This window comes from Marinobacter algicola DG893 (genome assembly GCF_000170835.1).
Lineage (GTDB): Bacteria > Pseudomonadota > Gammaproteobacteria > Pseudomonadales > Oleiphilaceae > Marinobacter > Marinobacter algicola.
This window is the reverse complement of the sequence record NZ_ABCP01000005.1, coordinates 108,243-125,985: the sequence shown is the minus strand read 5'-3', so window position 1 is coordinate 125,985 and position 17,743 is coordinate 108,243. Positions and strand designations below refer to the sequence as shown.

The window sequence follows — 17,743 nt, the reverse complement described above, 5'->3', positions numbered from 1 at the left end:
TTAAGCAAAGGCCAGGTGAAAGGAAGTGTCAATAAAAAGCATTGCCAGCCGCCAGGAAAGGCGGCTGGCGGGCAAGGGTTATTCCACGGAGGTAGCGCCGATGCGGTGGATGCTGACATCTGCACCGTTGAATTCCTCTTCGTCCGTGAGGCGCAGCCCGGAGATGGCGCTGACGATACCGTAGACGATCAGGCCGCCAACAAAGGCCACCACAACACCGGCAACGGCGCCGATGATCTGCGACATCAGGCTGACGCCGCCCAGGCCCCCGAAGGCGTCCTGGCCAAAGATGCCGGCGGCAATGGCACCCCATACGCCGCACACACCGTGCAGGGGCCATACACCCAATACATCGTCCAGGCGCTCGATCTTGTCCTGGGCCCACTCAAACATGTATACGAAGATGGCGCCGGCGATGCCACCGGTAATCAGCGCACCGACGGGGTGCATCAGGTCCGAACCGGCGCACACCGCCACCAGGCCGGCGAGCGGTCCGTTGTGGATAAAGCCCGGGTCTTTGCGGCCCACCAGCATGGCCACCAGAACGCCGCCCACCATGGCCATCAGGCTGTTCACCGCCACCAGGCCACTGATGCCGTCCAGGGTCTGCGCGGACATTACGTTAAAGCCGAACCAGCCGACGGTGAGAATCCACGCGCCCAGCGCCAGGAACGGAATATTGGAGGGGGCAAAGGCCACCACACGGCCATTGCGGTAGCGGCCGTTACGGGCGCCGAGCAGGAGCACGGCGGCCAGGGCGATCCATCCGCCCACGGCGTGCACCACCACTGAGCCGGCGAAGTCGTGGAAGGCTGCACCAAACTGGCTCTCCAGCCAGGCCTGGAAACCGTAGTTGCCGTTCCAGATCATGCCCTCGAAGAAGGGGTATACAAACGCCACGATCAGCCCCGAGGCGATGAGCATGGGATAGAACTTCGCACGCTCGGCAATACCGCCGGAAACAATGGCGGGAATGGCGGCGGCGAAGGTCATCAGGAAGAAGAACTTCACCAGGTCATAGCCATTGGCGGCGGTCAGCTCTGACGCGCCGGCCATAAAGTGGCTGCCGTAGGCGATGTAGTAGCCAATGAAAAAATAGGCCACGGCAGAGATGCCGAAGTCGGTCATGATTTTCACCAGGGCGTTCACCTGGTTCTTGTGGCGCACGGTGCCGACTTCCAGGAAGGCGAAGCCAGCATGCATGGCCAGTACCATGATGGCACCGATCAGAATGAACAGTGTGTTAGCGCTTTCGGTCAGGGTGTGTACTGCACTCGTGATATCCACGGGTTGGTTGCTCCTGATTTTATGGTTTTATCCACCGGTCACGGGCGGGTTGTGCATTGATAGCGTGCACACCAAGCAAGGAGTGTTCCATTTTGAGGCAAATTTAGAGCGGAGAGCTAATTAGGAGATTCTCCGCTCTGAAGTTGGGCGAGATTGAGTCAGATGCGGAGTGTTTACGCTCTTTAATGGTGCATTTGCGGGGTAAATGCACCAATCTGGCCGCCTACCACTGTAGTTCGTCCTGGCTGGAGTCGTCGGAACTGCGGATATCCGGAGCCGCGGATACATCGGCGTTGGGGTTCATGAGTTCCCTTAACCGCATTTCCTGTTCCTCAATTGGCCCGGATAGATCGATAATAATTTCCACTCGGCGATTTTTGGCCCGATTCTCTGACGAGGTGTTTGGGACTCGTGGCTCGGTATACGCAAGACCGGTGACTGCCAGCCGGGAAGGCTTCAGTTTACCTTCGGCGAGGAGTGCGTTGGCAACCGCTGCTGCCCGCGCGGCGGACAGGTCCCAGTTGCTGTAGAACCGCTGCGTGCGGATGGGAACATCGTCGGTGTGGCCTTCGATGGTCAGCTTGCCGGGGATCTCTACCAGTATGTCGGCCATTTCCAGCAACAGACCTTCAAACTCCCAGGTCAGGTCCGCCGAACCGGAAGGAAAGGCGCCTTTTTCCTCAACCCGAACAATGATTCTATGATGATCCTGGGTAAGATTTACCCGGCCATCTTCGATGGCTGTCTCAAGAACCGATCGAACCTGCTCCAGGGTCTTCTGAAGTTCGTCCTGAATGGCGGATTCCACAGCCACATCCGTCGGGCTTTTCAGGGTTTCCAGTTCCGGCTGTTCGTCGGTGGTTGTCTGTTTGACTTCGTTGACGACGGTGGGCTCGGGCGGTGCCGGAGAAAATTTATCGAATATCGGGCTGGTGCCCATGGGTACTTCAAGAACGGGCACCTCGCGCTGCACGCCAAAGGCTTTCGACAGTTCGCCGGCGATCTGTTTGAACTTTTGTGCGTCGATCTCGGAGAATGACAACAGAAGAACGAAAAAGCACATCAGTAGCGACATCAGGTCCGCGAATGTCACTACCCAGGCGGGGATGCCCGCTTTTTCCTCTTCTGGCAATTCGTCCATGACTAAGCGCCTGCAGTCTCGGCTTCTGAGGTTTTCTCACGTTCTTTCGGCGTCAGGTAACTCGACAGCATCTGTTCGATAATCCGTGGATTGGTGCCTTCCTTGATAGCAACCAGCGCATCGATATAAAGCGATTGCAGGCGTGCTTCCTCGGTCATTCGCAGCGAGAGTTTGTCCGCGATGGGGGTGGCGATCATGGTGGCGATCATGGCGCCGTAGAGTGTGGTTAGCAGGGCAACTGCCATGGCAGGGCCGATGGATTTCGGGTCTTCCATATTGGACAGCATCTGCACCAGCCCGATGAGTGTGCCGATCATGCCCATGGCAGGGGCCACGTCGGCCATTGCCGTAAAGACTTTTGCGCCAGACCGATTGTGATCCAGCGTCAGCAAACGCTCTTTGGACAACAGGTGTTTGATGGTTTCGGCATTCTGACCATCGACCAACATCTGTATCCCCTGGCCGAGAAAGGGCGAGCCCACTTCACGCTCTTCCAGGCCCAGCACACCTTGCTTGCGGGCAACATTGGCCACCTCAATCAGTTCATCGATGCTTTCACGGGTGTCTGGCAAGCGGAATTTGAACGCCCGCGCGGCCACTTTGAAGGCGCTGAAAAACTGGCTGAAGCTGAATTTCGCCAGCACAACAAGCATGGTGCCACCGACCACGATCAGTATAGAGGGGGGATTGATAAAGACATCCGGCGACACGCCAAGGATGACGGCGGAAGCAATAAGCAGGATGGCCCCAACAAGGCCGATCAGGGTGGCAAAATCCACAATAGCTCCATAGGGTTTTGTAATTCAGAGGGCTTTCGAAGATTAACGGTAGTCCACAATCGAATCAATCGCTATCCGTAAGCGTTTGTGTTTCTGTTTTAAGATCTTTCCACGCCGCGTAACGAAGCAGGTCTGATTCCACCATGGCCAGGCACGCGGCCACCACACCGGCGTCGTCCAGCAGGCCGAACCCCAGTATCAGGTCCGGAATCAAATCCAGGGGGTTGAGCACGTAAACAAGGGCTCCGGCTATTGCCGCAATGCTTTTCCAGGGTACTTCCCGATAGTTGCCTTGCCAGTGGTCTCTCAGCATGGAAAACATCAGCCGGATGTCAGTACTGAAGCGGCTCAGTTTGCCACTGTTCCTGACTTTGTCCTCGATGGCTTGCTGGCGGTCGAGCAGGGCGCCCACATCTCTGCGGTGAACCTTGTCAGCCTCTTGATTCAACTGTTCGTTTGCCGTGCGCTTGTTAAAACCGGTCATCGGGCTATTCCTGTGTGGGATGGCCTTGCAGCTCCATGATCCATGAAGCCCGTGACAAAGCCAAGGGTGTTTGCGAGACGATTTCCGATCATGGTTATACTGGTGGTATGACTGACTTCGTGAAACAGAATCCCTCGTCCTTTCCCGATGCACTGTTGTGCGAAGCGCGAGGTCTCGAGGTTTTGGCAGACCTTCTCAAGACGGCCGGTGTCTGCGGATTGCGCGTGCCTGAGGTGAAAGCCGTATCAGCTCGCGAGCTGGTGATTCCGAAGATCCATCCTGTCCCGGCGAGCGAGGAAGCCATGGCCGCGCTTGGCGAGGGCTTGGCGCAAATGCATTCGGTACGTCAGCCCGAGTACGGGTTCGACGCCGATAACATGATTGGGTTGTCACCACAGAAAAATCGCCTGACGGATAATTGGGGCGCGTTTTTCCTGAGAGATCGGCTGGGTGTGCAGGTCGGCATGATCGGCAATGCCCATGTCCGGAAAGAGTTTGAAACGGTGCTTAATCACCAGGGCGACGAGCTGGCCCGGTTTCTGAATGAGCATTGCGAACACCCAAGCCTGCTCCACGGTGACTTATGGTCCGGTAATGTCCTGTTCGACAGCGCCGGGCCATGGTTGATTGATCCCGCCGTTTATTACGGTGACCGGGAAGCGGACATTGCCATGACGGAGCTGTTTGGTGGCTTTTCCTCGGCTTTTTATCGTGCTTATGACCGTGCCTATCCCAGAACGGATGTCTACGAGACCAAGCGAGCCGTTTACAACCTGTACCACACGCTCAATCACTACAATCTTTTTGGGGCTTCCTACCTGGACGCCTGTCGCCACAATCTTGAGGTGATTTCCTCACTGTAAAGGCAGCGGGTCACCACCAGGCTTTGCCCCACATCTCAGGGTTGGCCCAGTTGTCCGGGTTGTTCCAGGCGCGTTTGTGGTTGTAGCTGTCAATGTTGTAGGTGTAGAGCGTGAGTGGGTTGTTTTCGTCGCCAAGCTCGGCCTGCCTGCGGAAGCCCAGCCCGATGAAGTCCGTAAACGACCACCCGGGGCAGTCTGTCACCACAACGGCGATCTGGTGGGTGCCGTAGTTGCGCAGTTGTCCCAGCAGAACCTGACCCTCGTCGTGGCTCAGGTGTTCGAGCGTATTGGTGACCAGGGCCAGGTCCTGGGTCTCTGGCAGCGGAAAGGCGTCATTGGGCGTGCTGGTATCCAGCGTGGTCATGGCCGACTCGCTGTGGTGCTGGCACCAGTGGTTCCCGACCTCGCCAGCGATTTCGCCGCAAACCACCAGTGTGGCGGGTTGGCAGGTGTCGATAATACGGGCCAGGGCCTGGTGGGGGGTGGTCATGGTTTGCTGTGTCCGTCCAGAATGGAATGACCAGTATCACACTGGCCAGTCAGCGGCATCAACCAGATGCAGTCCGACTGGTTGCGCCACATTGCCCCGCCAGCGTTTGACGAAGTCGCCGTCCGGATCGAACTGGCGGGCCTGCTTCTCAAGATTGAAATGCCGTGGTCCCTTTGGGTCGGCACCCACGCCAGCCTGATACTGCCAGTTGCCATAGTTGCTCGCTACATCGTAATCCACCAGTTGTTCCTCGAACCAGGCGGCGCCATAGCGCCAGTCCAGTTCCAGCTCGTTGACCAGGCAGCTGGCGACGATCTGGCGGCTGCGGTTGCTGATGTAGCCGGTTTCACGCAGCTGGTTCATGGCCGCATTGACCAGCGGATATTCGGTGCTGCCGGCGCACCAGGCCTTGAATCGGTGAGGGTAGAAAGACGTCGACCGTTTCTTTTGTTGAACACCGTCGCGGTGGAACAGGCTGGCGCCGTGCTTTAGCGCGTACCAGTAAAAATATTCCCGCCACAATAACTCGAACCACAACCAGTAAGTGGACTCATTCTTCACATGCTGGTTTTCGTAGTCGCTGATGGTGTCGGCGACTTCCCGGGCGGACAGAGCCCCGTTCGCCAGCCAGGGCGATAGCCGGGAAGATGCGTCGGCCTCGTCCAGTGCATTGCGGGTTTCTTTATAGTGGGCGATGCGGTGATTGACGAACAGATAGTCGTTCAGGCGTTCAAGTCCTGCGGATTCCCCTCCTCTAAATCCGATAGGGTGGCGTGGTTCGGCAATGGCCGGGCATTCCCCGCGGTTGTCCTGTGGGTATCCGGGCGCAGGGGGGAGTGCTGTCAGGGTGCGGATTCGCAGCCGTTCGGAGTTCCGGTTGCCGGTCTTCTCCACCTGTTTCCGGAATTGGGAGAAGGTGTCCGGCAGGTGCGACAGATCCATCGGCAGGGAGCCTTCAGTGAACAGGCTGAGAGTCTCGAACTGTTGGAAAACCGTTTGCGGCAGCTTGTCTCTGAGGCTTTTCCACTGGACCGCTTCCCGTGTACCCGGAAGTCGGGAACGTATTACTCGGTTTATGTTGTGATCGTGTACAAGGTCGGGAATCACCTGCTCCGGTTTCCCAAAGGCGATGTGAAGCCGTTGTCCCAACGGTCGAAGGTCCCGTTCCAGCGAGATCAGGCTTTGCCATAGAAACCGCCAGCGATGTGCGCCCAGGGCTCTGCACTGAAACGGGCCGGGGACAAACCATCGAGGGTCAACCACGTAGACGCAGAGCAGCATGTCCGACTTTGAGGCGGCCAGAAGGGCTGCGTTGTCATGGAGACGCAGGTCTCGCGTGAACCAGTAAAGGCTGACCACGGTGCGGAACCTCAGAGTGCGGAAAATACACGGGGTATTACGTTGCTTGAGGGCGGTTAGATTGCCGTAAGGCCGCCAATCGTGATGGCGGCGTTACGGCTATTCAGACTTTACAGCTCTTGTGCCGTTGGGCGCAGGATAATTTCGTTGATATCCACGTCCGCGGGCTGTTCGATGGCGTAAACGATGGCCCGGGCCACTGCGTCGGAATCGATCGCTACCTTATAGAGCTCGTCTGCCGCTTGTTTTGCATCCGGGTCGGTGATGGTGCTGGTGAGCTCGGTCGCGATGGCGCCCGGTGAGATGTTAGTGCTGCGGATCTCGTCACCGGCTTCCATACGCAAGCCCTCAGACAGCGCCTTCACCGCGTATTTGGTGGCGCAGTAAACAGCGGCACCCGGGAACAGTTTGTGTCCGGCGACGGATGACAGGTTGATCACGTGCCCGCTGTGTTGTTCCCGCATGGTCGGTAGCACAGCCGCGATGCCATACATCACGCCTTTAATGTTGACGTCCACCATCTGGTCCCACTCATCGACCTTCAGGGCGTCCAGTGGTGCCAGTGGCATCAGGCCGGCGTTGTTGATCAGCACATCGATCCGGCCGAAGGCTTCTTTCGCTGCAGCGGCCAGGGACTCCACCTGATTGCGGTCGGTCACGTCGGTGACCTGCCAGATGGCCTCGGCACCTTCGGCTTTCAGGTCTTCCGCCAGTTTGGACAGGCGGTCTTCGCGCCGGGCTGCAAGCACCAGCCGGGCTCCCCTTGCCGCGAGGCGGCGAGCCGTGGCTTCACCCAGGCCACTGCTGGCGCCGGTAATAATCACAACCTTGCTATTGATTGGGTCGTTGGTGTTGCTCATGGTCTGACTCCTTTTCGTGTGGCAGTGCTGTTCAGGCACTGATTTCGAGTTCTTTCAGTGTTGGGTAATCGGTGTAACCACGCTCATCGCCACCGTAGAAGGTGCTGTCATCCCATTTGTTCAGCTCCGCGTGTTGGCGAAAGCGCTCTGGCAAATCGGGGTTGGCGATAAACGGACGGCCAAAGGTCACCAGGTCACAGCGACCATTGCCGATGCGCTGGCGCGCTTCTTCAGCGGTGTAGGCACCGTTGGCGATGTAAGTGCCGTTGAATCCAGCCCGGATGGCATCGATGACGGATTCCGGACGACCATTGGCATGGTTGCCCTGGAAAGAGTCTTCCACGACCTCGATGTAGCTGATGCCCAGATCGTTCAGCCGTTTCGCGAATTCACCAAAGGTTTCGACAGGGTCCTCGTCGTACATGGCGTTGAAACTGCCGGTCGGGCTGACCCGAACACCGACATTGTCCTTGCCCCACACGCCGATCACGGCTTCGATCACCATCAATGGCAGGCGCATCCGGTTTTCAACGGAGCCACCAAACTCATCACTGCGGTGGTTGCTGCCGCTCTTGAGAAACTGGTCCAGCAGGTATCCGTTGGCGGCGTGTACTTCAACACCATCAAACCCGGCCGCTTTGGCATTCAGGGCGCCCTGGCGGTACTGTTCCACGATGTCTGCCATCTCGCTGGCTTCAAGAGCTCTGGGCTCGGGCACGTCCACCATGCCGGAGTCGGCGCTGATGAAAGTCTTGGCGCCCTCGGGTTTGATCGCCGATGGTGCCACAGGCTGGTTGCCATCTGGCTGCAGCGCCGTATGGGAAATTCGGCCAACGTGCCAGAGCTGCATGTGAATGCGACCGCCGGCCATGTGTACCGCGCTGGTGACCTTGCGCCAGCCCTCAATCTGCTCTTCCGAGTGGATACCTGGCGTAAAGGCATAACCCTTGCCCTGCGGTGACACCTGGGTCGCTTCGCTGATGATCAGCCCTGCGCCGGCACGCTGCTGGTAGTACTGCGCGTTCATGTCGTTCGGCACATCCCCAGGCTGACGGGAGCGGGAACGGGTCAGGGGCGACATCAGCACGCGGTTGGGCAGTGTGAGGGTGCCGAGATCGTGCGGTTGAAACAGTGCGTCGTTTACATTGTTCATGGATCACTCTCCTTGAGGATTAACTGAGTGTAATTAGACCAGTCTACTAGAAATGACTGAAAAAAATGTGGGTGTTCAGTGAATACCAAGACATTGGCGGAAAAAGACCCGCACAAACCGCTCCATGGGCTCGGTAGACTTCAGAACCTTGGCTCTGAGAATGGCGCCTTCCCAGCCGGAAAGCAGAAAGCTGGCTACGTCGGCAGGACCGATGGATGCATCGATATCGCCGGCCTGGCGAGCCTCTTCAACACAACGCTCAAAGCGTTTTTCCCAACCCTGGAAAACGGTGTCCAGGCGCCTGCGGAAGGTTTCGTTCTGCCCGGCCAGCTCTTGGCCAAGATTGCCAATCAGGCAGCCCCGGGTGAATTCGCAGCTGGTCATGGTTTCCAGGCCAGTGTCGAAGTAAGCTCTGAGCCGATCCACCGCCGAGCGGGTGTGGTCGTTCAGAATCCGATCCAGCTTAGTGTCGTATTCCTGCGCAAAGGTGTCGATGACAGCCAACCCGAAATCGTTCTTGCTGCTAAAGTAATGGTAGAACGACCCTTTGGGTACACCGGCGGCGGTCAGCACGGCATTGATGCCCGTCGCGCCGAAGCCTTTTTGACCAATCAGGTCGGCGCCGGTGTGGATAATGTGATTGCGGGTGTCGTTCGATGTCATGGCTGGTATATTAGACCGGTCGTCTAGTAAGCGTCAAACCCGTAAAACCCGAGACATTCTATTCCGAACCATGTTCAAGGAGTTTGCCAGTGATTAAATCCCGTGCCGCGGTGGCGTTTGCCCCCAACAAACCGCTGGAAATTGTGGAAGTGGACGTTGCTCCACCCCAGAAAGGGGAGGTGCTGGTGCGTATCGTTGCCACCGGTGTCTGTCACACGGACGCCTACACGCTGTCCGGCGCCGATTCCGAAGGGAATTTCCCGGCCATCCTGGGCCACGAAGGCGGTGGCATCGTTGAAGCCGTTGGGGAAGGTGTTACCTCCGTCGAAGTGGGGGATCACGTGATCCCTCTATACACCGCCGAATGTGGACAATGTAAGTTCTGTACGTCCGGTAAAACCAACCTGTGTGGTTCCGTGCGCGAAACCCAGGGCAAGGGCGTGATGCCAGATGGCACGTCCCGCTTCTCTTACAAGGGCGAGCCTATCTACCACTATATGGGTTGTTCCACCTTCTCTGAATACACCGTGCTACCAGAGGTCTCCCTGGCGAAAATTCCCAAGGACGCACCGCTCGAGAAAGTCTGTCTGTTGGGCTGTGGCGTCACCACGGGCATTGGTGCGGTATTGAACACAGCGAAGGTGGAAGAGGGCGCAACGGTTGCCATCTTCGGCCTCGGCGGCATCGGCCTGGCGGCCATCATCGGCGCCACCATGGCCAAGGCCAGCCGCGTCATCGCCATCGACATCAACCCCGGAAAATTCGATATTGCCAGACAACTGGGCGCCACGGACGTAGTGAACCCCAAGGACTACGACAAGTCGATTCAGGAAGTGATCGTTGAAATGACCGACGGCGGTGTGGACTACTCCTTCGAGTGTATCGGCAACGTCAACGTGATGCGCTCAGCCCTGGAGTGCTGTCATAAAGGCTGGGGTGAATCCATCATCATTGGCGTGGCCGGTGCCGGTGAGGAAATCAGCACCCGACCGTTCCAACTGGTCACCGGCCGGGTCTGGAAAGGCTCTGCGTTTGGTGGCGTGAAGGGCCGGACGGAACTGCCGGGTTATGTCGAAAAGGCCGAAAAAGGAGACATTCCGCTGGACGTGTTTATTACCCACAACATGCCCCTTGAGGACATCAATGAGGCGTTTGAGTTGATGCATGAGGGGAAGAGTATTCGGTCGGTGATTCATTTCTGATAGGGCACAAAACCATTCTTAAAGTCCGGGCAGGGACGCCCGCATTCCAGATTTCTGCGCATTTCGGTTAGCCCCTCCGCCCAGGTACCAGGTATCGTACTAACAGCTGCTGGCGCCCCACATGGTAGCCAACCGCCTGGCCTGCTTCGACGGTATCCTGAAGCTGTTCGCTTGTCTTGATGGCCAGTTGATGGATGTCGTGAATTTCCTCGTTCAGTTGTGAAACGGTCTGGCTCTGTTGCTCACTGGCAGCCGCAATCTGCTGGTTCAGGCCGTCGCTTTCGGCAATGCCCGCCACAATATTACGGATTGCCTCTGCGGTGGCGGATACCTGCTCCACGCTCCTCTCGGACTGCTGTTTTCCCTGTGCGATGGATTCGACCACCCGGCGGGAGCCTTCCTGCAAGGCAGTGATCATTTGCTGGATTTCATTGGTGGATTCCTGGGTGCGCTTTGCCAGGGAACGAACTTCATCGGCAACCACCGCAAAACCGCGCCCACTTTCGCCGGCCCGGGCGGCCTCAATGGCGGCATTCAGGGCCAGCAAATTGGTCTGTTCAGCGATCGCGACGATCACATCCAGAATCCGGCCAATCGATTGGCTGTTCTGATCAAGTTCCTCCACGGTTTGGCTGGTTTCCTCGAGCTCACTCGCCAGGGCAAGAATACTGTCGCGCGCGGCGGCTGCAGAACGGGCGCTGTTTTCCCCGGAATCACGGTTTCGCGCACTGAGACCAGCAGCCTGCTGGGTATTCTCCGAAACCTCGCGAATGGTAGCGGTGAATTCCTCGATGGAGGTCGCCACGGAGGAGAGTGCTGATTGCTGCTGACCGCAGGCCTCGGAACCGCCTTGTAGCAGAGAGTTGGCCCGCAGGACATTGTCTTCGATCTGTCCGCCGCTGTCGCTGATACGTGCCACCATGACCTTCAGCCGGACTTCCACCAGCCGCATAGCCAGCTCAATCTGGCCCGCGACGCCGGCGTTTCCGGTGTAGACCAGTTGCTTTATGGGATGGCTGACAACAGCTCGACAACGCGTGAACAGCCGCGCCAGTGGGCGATTGAGTTGGTAGAAGAGGCCGAGGGAGAGTGTGCTGCCAAGAAGGAACAAGAGGACCGCCAGCGTTGGAGTGCCGAACATTCCAGCCATTGTGGCGGGGGCAAAACAGAGGCTGGCGACCAGCCACTGCAGCGTAGCAGGGGGCAGCCGTGGAATCCTGAGGGCAAGGGGCTGCCGGCCTTGGCTGCGGGCATGGTAAACCTGTTCGGTTCTCCGAATGGTGGCTTCATCGGGTAACCGGTAAATGGCCTGGTATTCCAACAGTGTTCCGTCCGTGTCGGTAATCGGGCTAACGAAGGCATCCAGCCACCAGTTGGTCCCATCTGCCTTACGGTTGCGGATCATGCCCATCCAGGATTCTCCGCGGCCAATGGTTTCCCACAGGTCGTTCAGCGGCCCTCCGGGCATGTCGGGGTGCCGCAGTTTGCTGAAAGACATGGCTTTCAGTTCCTGTTCCGAGAAGCCGCAGGTTCTGCAAAAGGCGTTGCTGGCGTAGGTAATGGCACCCTTGCTGTCAGTGAGTACCAGCAGTTGGTCGTCTTCGTGGAGGGCGTCGGGTAGGGGCTCATATCGGGACATAAATCTTATCCTCCGAAACCAAAAAGGGGCCCGCCAAAGCGGGCCCAAGGGCTAGCACCAGGCTTAGCTGCCGGTTGCGCGGAGATGCTGCACGTTGAACATATTGGGGGGGGACAGCTCGGGGTCGACCTGGCCCTTGAACTGGCCGGTGGTGCAGTGGCTGGCCTGCACGTCGATCATGCTGAAGCTGTCGTCAATGGATACACCGGTACCCTCGTTCTTGGGCAGGTGGTGGTCTGGATGGGCCTGTCCGATGGTGAAGGTTTTCCACAGGCTGCCCTTACGGTCATAGGCGACGGTGCGGGGAATGGTGAACGTCTGGGCGTCCATGTAGTGGATACGTTTCGACAGCGGATGGCTTTCATCCACCGGTTTCGCCTCCACTTCGTACACCTTTCTGAGCTGCCAGGTGATGTCCGGGAAACAGCCGCCCTTGCCACTGAAAGCCACCACCTGGTAACCATTGCTGTCGCTGTGGGTTTCTTCGTCCAGCTTCAGCTCGTTGTGGTTGTAGAACGGCATCAGCATGTAACGGGTGCCCTTATAGGTCCAGTCCATGTCGGAAATGCGGCCGTTGTAGCCCTCGAAGTCTTCGATCATCAGGTCCGAACCGAGAAAGGCATCGGTAACCTGGCCTGTGGCCAGGCGGCGCACGCGGCGCTGGAAGCCCAAATAGAGCCAGGAGTTATCACGTTTGAGGTCGTCGGCGGCCCGGTGAATCAGAAGTTGCGTATTGCGGACGTCCGCTGGGTCGAGTACCTGTACATAGATGGCGCGGAACAGGTCAGACGGGTTGGGCGTGATTTCCGGGGTGGGTTCCTGTATCACTCGGCCCTTGTAATTCAGGAAGTGGAAGTTGAATTTGATGGTCCGCTCCACCTTGGCTGATTCCATGTCCCGGTACTTCCAGTAGAACGGCATGATGGCGGCACTGTCGCCCCAGTTGTAGCCGTACTTGTAGTTCCAGGCCAGTTTTTCGCCGGCGCGGGGGTCATCCGCATCCGGCTCCTGCGGGAACGGGCGACCGGCTTTCCAGCCGTTAATTTCCCCGACCTGCTCACCCAGGGAAACCTCACCCAGGGCGTTGCGGGTTGCGTCCACATAGGCAGGGTGCAGGTCGAAGGACGTGGTCTTTCCCACGGCAATGGATGTCCAGCCGTTCTCGATGAAGGTATAGAAGGCCGGATCGATCACGTCCTTGAACTGTGCCACGTTGGATTCGTCGATGGTCATGCCGGCGCTAAGCCCTTCGTGGCTTGGCATTTGATCCTTGTATGGATGGAACGATTCGTTGATGACCTTGTCACTGGCAAAGGCGCCAGCGGAGAAGGCGCCCGCCGTAAGACCGATCACCAGGCCATTAAACACGGATTTTCGGAATGCTCGTTTCATGATGTTTCCTCTATATCAGAAGCTGTAACGCATGGTCAGTTGAAGCTCGTCTTCTTCCTGAGCCATTCCAATGGGGCCAGATTGGAAGCGGCCCAGCGGCTCGTATCCACCCAGGCCGGCAGACTCCCCGGCCGGTTGCCCCGGATAGGTGGCGGTGAACGGATCCCAGGGGTTGCAGCTACGGCAGTCATCGAATTTGCGCGCGCCGGTACCCACCTTGATGTTTGCACCGGCCGTGACACGGAAGTTGTCACTGACCAGCCACTCAACAGACGGCGCGATCGCGGTTGCCCCGGCTCGGAAATCATGTGCGGTGATGATCTGCGGGCTGAGGCGGCCATTCATGTAGAAGCCTTTGATCAGCAGGGTGCCTGTCCAGTTTTCTTTCCAGTCGGGAATACCGGCTTCACCAAACCGACGCTGCTCGCGCTCGTGATCCAGGATGTGCTGACCGAATACCTGGCCGGAGAACAGGAATGCCTGGTGTTCGTTCAGGAAGGGAATGAAGATGTTCTTGTCAGCGCCGACCACGTAGCGAACCACGTCGCTCTCGGAGTAGAGATCTTCCTCCAGCGTATTGGCGAATTCCTCGCCGGTGGTATAGGCCGCTTCAAGCCTGAGGACGGTATCAACACTCTGGGCGTAGTAATCCAGGGAGCCACCGAACAGGTTGACCCTCGGGAAGTGGATATCGAAGGCAATCAGGCTTGGCCATATACCGGTTTCACCGGTAAAGCCGTTTTGTGCGGGAATACCGCCCCGAAGAGAGGGCAGTTGGGAGCGATAGGTCAGGGCGTTGAGCGAGAAGCCCAGATCACCATAAACGCCTTCCATCTTGAGGCCGACCTGGGTATTCGCCAGGCTCCAGCTTGGCATGTGCGCTTCGCGGATACCGATCTGGCCGGGGCCGAAATCCGTTGCCGCTTCGCCGCCTGCGAAGTTGGCCACTGTGCCACCATTTTCCCAGAGGCTGTTCATGCCGCGGAAGAAGCAGCCGGCATCGAGAATAACGTTGGGCTGACCGCACTGGCCGATATCGTGCGGGCGGAACTTGTCGAAGTTCCATACCAACTGGAAATTAAGGTCGTCGAAGGCGAGACCATCGAACACCTCGGTTGGCCCCATGCGGTAGTCGGTCCGGAGTATCCACATGGGAATCCGGATGTCTTCCAGTTCGTCGTAGATATTGTTGCGGGAGTAATCCACCGGGTTGATCACATCCAACACCCGAAAAAGGTCGGTACGTCCCCAGATGACTTGCTGCTTGCCCAATCGGGTGCTGAGGATATTACCGTTCGAGAAGTTGTAATCGAAATCCACGTAGAGTTCGCGGATGAAATCGGCGCGGTCGTTGAACTCCTGGAATCGCATGTCGTTGGTGTCTTTGTCCAAATAACCGTCGATACACCCTCGTTCGTCCTCGTCACAGGGGCGAACCGGCACGCCGAAGGCTACACCGCCGTCGGTATCATGCAGGTTTTCACCCAACACGATCATTCCTTCGTTGGGGTTGTTCGCTTCACTGAAGGAGTTCGGCAGCTTCAGGCCGCCACCGTGGGGCACGGTGGCGTTGGGTCCCGCTGCCCGGTTTTCCAGGCGGACCGGTCCACCGGCATTGCGGCCGTATTCGTCATCATTAAGGTCGTAAACACCGTCATAGCTACCACGGAGCGTGGCGTTGACGGAGACATTACTGAAAATGCCGACATCTCCAGCCCGTTTCTCTGCTTCCAGCTGTAGTGTGTTGCGGAATTTTGAAAGCCCTACGCCATCCCGGCCGTAGGTTGCATTCTCGTAGAAGCCGTTTACCCGGGTATCTTCCTGGGCGACGGCGGAGTTGATTGGTAACAGCGCCAGGCCGGCACTTCCCGCAAGGGTATAGCACCAGAGCCTCAGGCCTTTTATTGTTGTTTGCATGGCATGTCCTCGTTACAGGTTTTAGTGGAGTGTCCTACCGGGCTCAGGCCCGGTACGGCTCTCCCGGCACAAACCCATCCTGCTGTTCCCGTGAGGGGACAGACGATGGAGATGGTGTTGGTGGGTGACGATCAGCATGGAGAATGCCGTCTTCGTCGGCGTAGACATCGGTAACAAAGCGGGGCTTGAAGACCAGTACCCAGGACGGCACCAGGAGCATGGCCGCGATGCCGTTGATCACGATCATGACGCAAAGAAGCAATGCCGCATCAGACTGGAATCGGAGGTCTGAGAAAATGACCCACATGATGATGCCCGCCATCAACGTCAGCGCGGTGAAACTGATGGCCATGCCGGTGGTGGATATGGCTCGCCTGACGGCGTCCCTCAGGTTGCCAAGTCGGGCCATTTCTTCCCGTATCCGGTCCATCATGTAGATGGAATAATCGATGCCGACGCCGATACCCACGGCAATCACCGGCACGGTATTGATGTCGATATTGAGCGCATTAAAGCCCATATAGGCGTAGGTGAGAGTGGTTGCGAAAATCATCGCCAACAGCATCATCAGCCCGGCGTGTAATGAGGTGTAGAACAGCATGACAAAGGCAAAGATCAGCAGGAAAACCAGTGGCAGAACAATGACATTGGTCTCGAAGGCTGATTCGTTCATTGCGGCGGCAACACCAAGGGTTCCCCCCGCGAGTTTGATGGTCAGGCCCTCAACGCTGTCACCGTTCTCCGCGATCCATTCCTTGGCCATGTGAATGGCACGGCGGATGGTCTCGCCCTGGCGGTCCTTGTAATAGAACACCAAGTTGGCAACGCGGTCGTCGGTGTCGTTGAATTCATCAAGGGCCCCGGGAATCGGGCTGGAGGCCATGTAGGTAAACATCAGCCCGCCGACATAGCCCGCATCGTGAGGAATCTGGTACCAACGGGGGTCGTCGTTGTGCATCAGGCGGTTAACTTGCTTAACGAGGTCGGGCAGGCCTTTGCTGCCGCCCACTTCCGGGTCCTTCAGCATGTGGGATTGCAGATCAGAAAGGGCAGCCAGTACCTCCGGACGTTTCAGGCCCCCTTTCTCTTCGGTTTCCGCCACGATGTAGAGCTCCTCGGAGCCCGGGAAGCGCTCATTCACCACGCGGGAAGAAACGTTGTAGTCGTGGTCGGGATACAGGATGGGAGAGCCTGGCTCCGAGTCGCCAATCTGCACGTTGGACGCCGCTAATAGTCCTGCGGCCATCGCCAGTGCCGCGACACTCAGCACCACTTTCGCCGCGCCTGGCCGTGCAACCGTGCGTGAGCAACTGGCGCCGATATGGCGCAGGGCGGTTTCGCGCAGGTTCGGGTCTTTGGGCGTTGGCAGAATGGATAACAGAAGTGGCACGCCGATCAGCACCGTGAACACAACAGTGATCGCCCAAAGGGAAGCATAGATGCCCAGATGGGTATTCAACGGAATGGACCCGATGGCAATGAGCGACAGGCCAATAGCATCCGACACAACACCCAGGGAACCAGGGCGGAAAAGACTGTCAAAGGTCGCTTTTGCGGCTTTGGGGCCACTACCTAGTTCGCGGGTTTCCGCGTAGTAGCGTTCAACAAGTTGTACGCCATGGCTCATCGCCCTGGCTGCAATCAAAAAGGGGATCACCAGCCCGAGCGGATCCAGGTTGTAACCGAGCAGGCTGATGATCCCAAGCCCCCAGATCGTGGAGACCAAAACGCCACCCAGGGGGATCAGCACACCGTAGGCCTTTCGGAAATGGAACAGGAGCAAGGCCAGCATGGTGATTACGGTGAAAATGAATATCTGGAGGATCTGTTCCATGTACGTGTAGGCCCACCCCACCAGAACTGGCTGTCCCGTGGCGTAGATCCTGACTCCCGCACTTTCCTCCGCTTCACGCAGCTGTTGTAACTGAGCAAACGTCTTTTCGTAATCCAGCTTGCCCTCAATCAGTTGTGCCTTGACCAGGGCCATTTTCATATCTGGAGACACAAGGGGGCCGTACACCCGTGGGTTGGCCGCCACATCGGCTTTCATGGCAGCCAGTGCATCCCGTGAGTACTCGCCGGAGGTGGAGTCGTAGTAGGGTTCCGAGTTGATGCTGCCGACTTCCGTCAGCCAGATCTTGCGGGAATTCCGGTGAGTCACGCTGGACACAAGGTTGTGATTCACCCCAGGCAGGTTGTCCACGGCCTGGGTGATTCGGTCGATCTTGGCGAGATTCTCGTTGGTAAAAATGTTGCCATCTTCGAATTCGACACCCACCGTAAGAACGTTGGCGCCGCCGAAGCTGTCCTTGATGCTGTTGTGCAGTTCGATGTAGGGGTGTTGCTGCGGCAACAGGTCGGCGAAGTCAGTGTAGATTTTCAGCCCGGGGATACGCAGGGCGAACGCCAGTGTGAGGATGGCGATCACGCTCAATACCTTGCGCGGGTTGTTGAAGATCCATAGCTCCAGCGAATGCAGGAGATGGGTGAATCGATGCAGTCCAGGCATGGCGG

Annotated in this window: 15 protein-coding genes; 2 read left to right on the top strand and 13 right to left on the bottom strand. The window is 57.8% G+C overall.

Features of this window, described 5'->3' with window-relative positions; all coding sequences use genetic code 11:
• Positions 1–78 precede the first annotated feature (78 nt).
• The 4 genes from MDG893_RS06225 to MDG893_RS06210 all read right to left on the bottom strand — a co-directional run bounded on the left by MDG893_RS06225 (position 79) and on the right by MDG893_RS06210 (position 3,691).
• On the bottom strand, positions 79–1,287 hold the full coding sequence (locus MDG893_RS06225; protein ID WP_007152887.1) for an ammonium transporter: 1,209 nt from the start codon (positions 1,285–1,287) through the stop codon (positions 79–81).
• 223 nt (positions 1,288–1,510) lie between these two features.
• Positions 1,511–2,428: a MotB family protein gene (locus MDG893_RS06220; protein WP_007152886.1), complete on the bottom strand. Its 918-nt coding sequence runs from the start codon at positions 2,426–2,428 to the stop codon at positions 1,511–1,513.
• 2 nt (positions 2,429–2,430) lie between these two features.
• A complete protein-coding gene (gene pomA / locus MDG893_RS06215) occupies positions 2,431–3,207 on the bottom strand; it encodes a flagellar motor protein PomA (protein WP_007152885.1) in 777 nt (258 codons plus the stop codon).
• A gap of 64 nt (positions 3,208–3,271) precedes the next feature.
• Positions 3,272–3,691, bottom strand: a complete 420-nt coding sequence (locus tag MDG893_RS06210; protein WP_007152884.1) for a YkvA family protein — start codon at positions 3,689–3,691, stop codon at positions 3,272–3,274.
• Between the two features lie 35 nt (positions 3,692–3,726).
• Here MDG893_RS06210 and MDG893_RS06205 point away from each other — a divergent pair, with 35 nt between their 5' ends.
• Positions 3,727–4,554, top strand: coding sequence for a fructosamine kinase family protein (locus MDG893_RS06205; protein ID WP_007152883.1), 828 nt, complete (start codon positions 3,727–3,729; stop codon positions 4,552–4,554).
• A gap of 10 nt (positions 4,555–4,564) precedes the next feature.
• Here MDG893_RS06205 and MDG893_RS06200 read toward each other — a convergent pair whose 3' ends face one another.
• From MDG893_RS06200 to MDG893_RS06180, 5 genes are all read right to left on the bottom strand, one after another.
• Positions 4,565–5,044 (bottom strand): DUF6231 family protein, encoded by a 480-nt coding sequence (locus MDG893_RS06200; RefSeq protein ID WP_007152882.1) that lies wholly within the window; start codon positions 5,042–5,044, stop codon positions 4,565–4,567.
• A gap of 36 nt (positions 5,045–5,080) precedes the next feature.
• Positions 5,081–6,403 (bottom strand): DASH family cryptochrome, encoded by a 1,323-nt coding sequence (locus MDG893_RS06195; protein ID WP_007152881.1) that lies wholly within the window; start codon positions 6,401–6,403, stop codon positions 5,081–5,083.
• Positions 6,404–6,513: 110 nt separating this feature from the next.
• Positions 6,514–7,263 (bottom strand): SDR family oxidoreductase, encoded by a 750-nt coding sequence (locus tag MDG893_RS06190; RefSeq protein ID WP_007152880.1) that lies wholly within the window; start codon positions 7,261–7,263, stop codon positions 6,514–6,516.
• Positions 7,264–7,294: 31 nt separating this feature from the next.
• Positions 7,295–8,416 carry an alkene reductase gene (locus MDG893_RS06185; protein WP_007152879.1) on the bottom strand — a complete coding sequence of 374 codons (1,122 nt, stop codon included), beginning with the start codon at positions 8,414–8,416 and terminating at the stop codon, positions 7,295–7,297.
• A gap of 75 nt (positions 8,417–8,491) precedes the next feature.
• Positions 8,492–9,079 carry a TetR/AcrR family transcriptional regulator gene (locus MDG893_RS06180; RefSeq protein WP_007152878.1) on the bottom strand — a complete coding sequence of 196 codons (588 nt, stop codon included), beginning with the start codon at positions 9,077–9,079 and terminating at the stop codon, positions 8,492–8,494.
• An 89-nt stretch (positions 9,080–9,168) separates the two neighbouring features.
• Here MDG893_RS06180 and MDG893_RS06175 point away from each other — a divergent pair, with 89 nt between their 5' ends.
• Entirely contained in the window at positions 9,169–10,281 is a 1,113-nt protein-coding gene (locus MDG893_RS06175) for an S-(hydroxymethyl)glutathione dehydrogenase/class III alcohol dehydrogenase (protein WP_007152877.1), read from the top strand.
• Positions 10,282–10,348: 67 nt separating this feature from the next.
• On the opposite strand, the gene MDG893_RS06170 is transcribed toward MDG893_RS06175, so the two are convergent.
• From MDG893_RS06170 to MDG893_RS06155, 4 genes are all read right to left on the bottom strand, one after another.
• Positions 10,349–11,920 carry a methyl-accepting chemotaxis protein gene (locus tag MDG893_RS06170; RefSeq protein ID WP_007152876.1) on the bottom strand — a complete coding sequence of 524 codons (1,572 nt, stop codon included), beginning with the start codon at positions 11,918–11,920 and terminating at the stop codon, positions 10,349–10,351.
• 63 nt (positions 11,921–11,983) lie between these two features.
• Complete coding sequence (locus tag MDG893_RS06165) at positions 11,984–13,312, bottom strand: DUF1329 domain-containing protein (protein ID WP_007152875.1); 1,329 nt, start codon at positions 13,310–13,312, stop codon at positions 11,984–11,986.
• A gap of 15 nt (positions 13,313–13,327) precedes the next feature.
• Positions 13,328–15,229: a DUF1302 family protein gene (locus tag MDG893_RS06160; RefSeq protein ID WP_007152874.1), complete on the bottom strand. Its 1,902-nt coding sequence runs from the start codon at positions 15,227–15,229 to the stop codon at positions 13,328–13,330.
• A 43-nt stretch (positions 15,230–15,272) separates the two neighbouring features.
• Positions 15,273–17,738 (bottom strand): efflux RND transporter permease subunit, encoded by a 2,466-nt coding sequence (locus MDG893_RS06155; RefSeq protein ID WP_007152873.1) that lies wholly within the window; start codon positions 17,736–17,738, stop codon positions 15,273–15,275.
• Between the last annotated feature and the right edge of the window lie 5 nt (positions 17,739–17,743).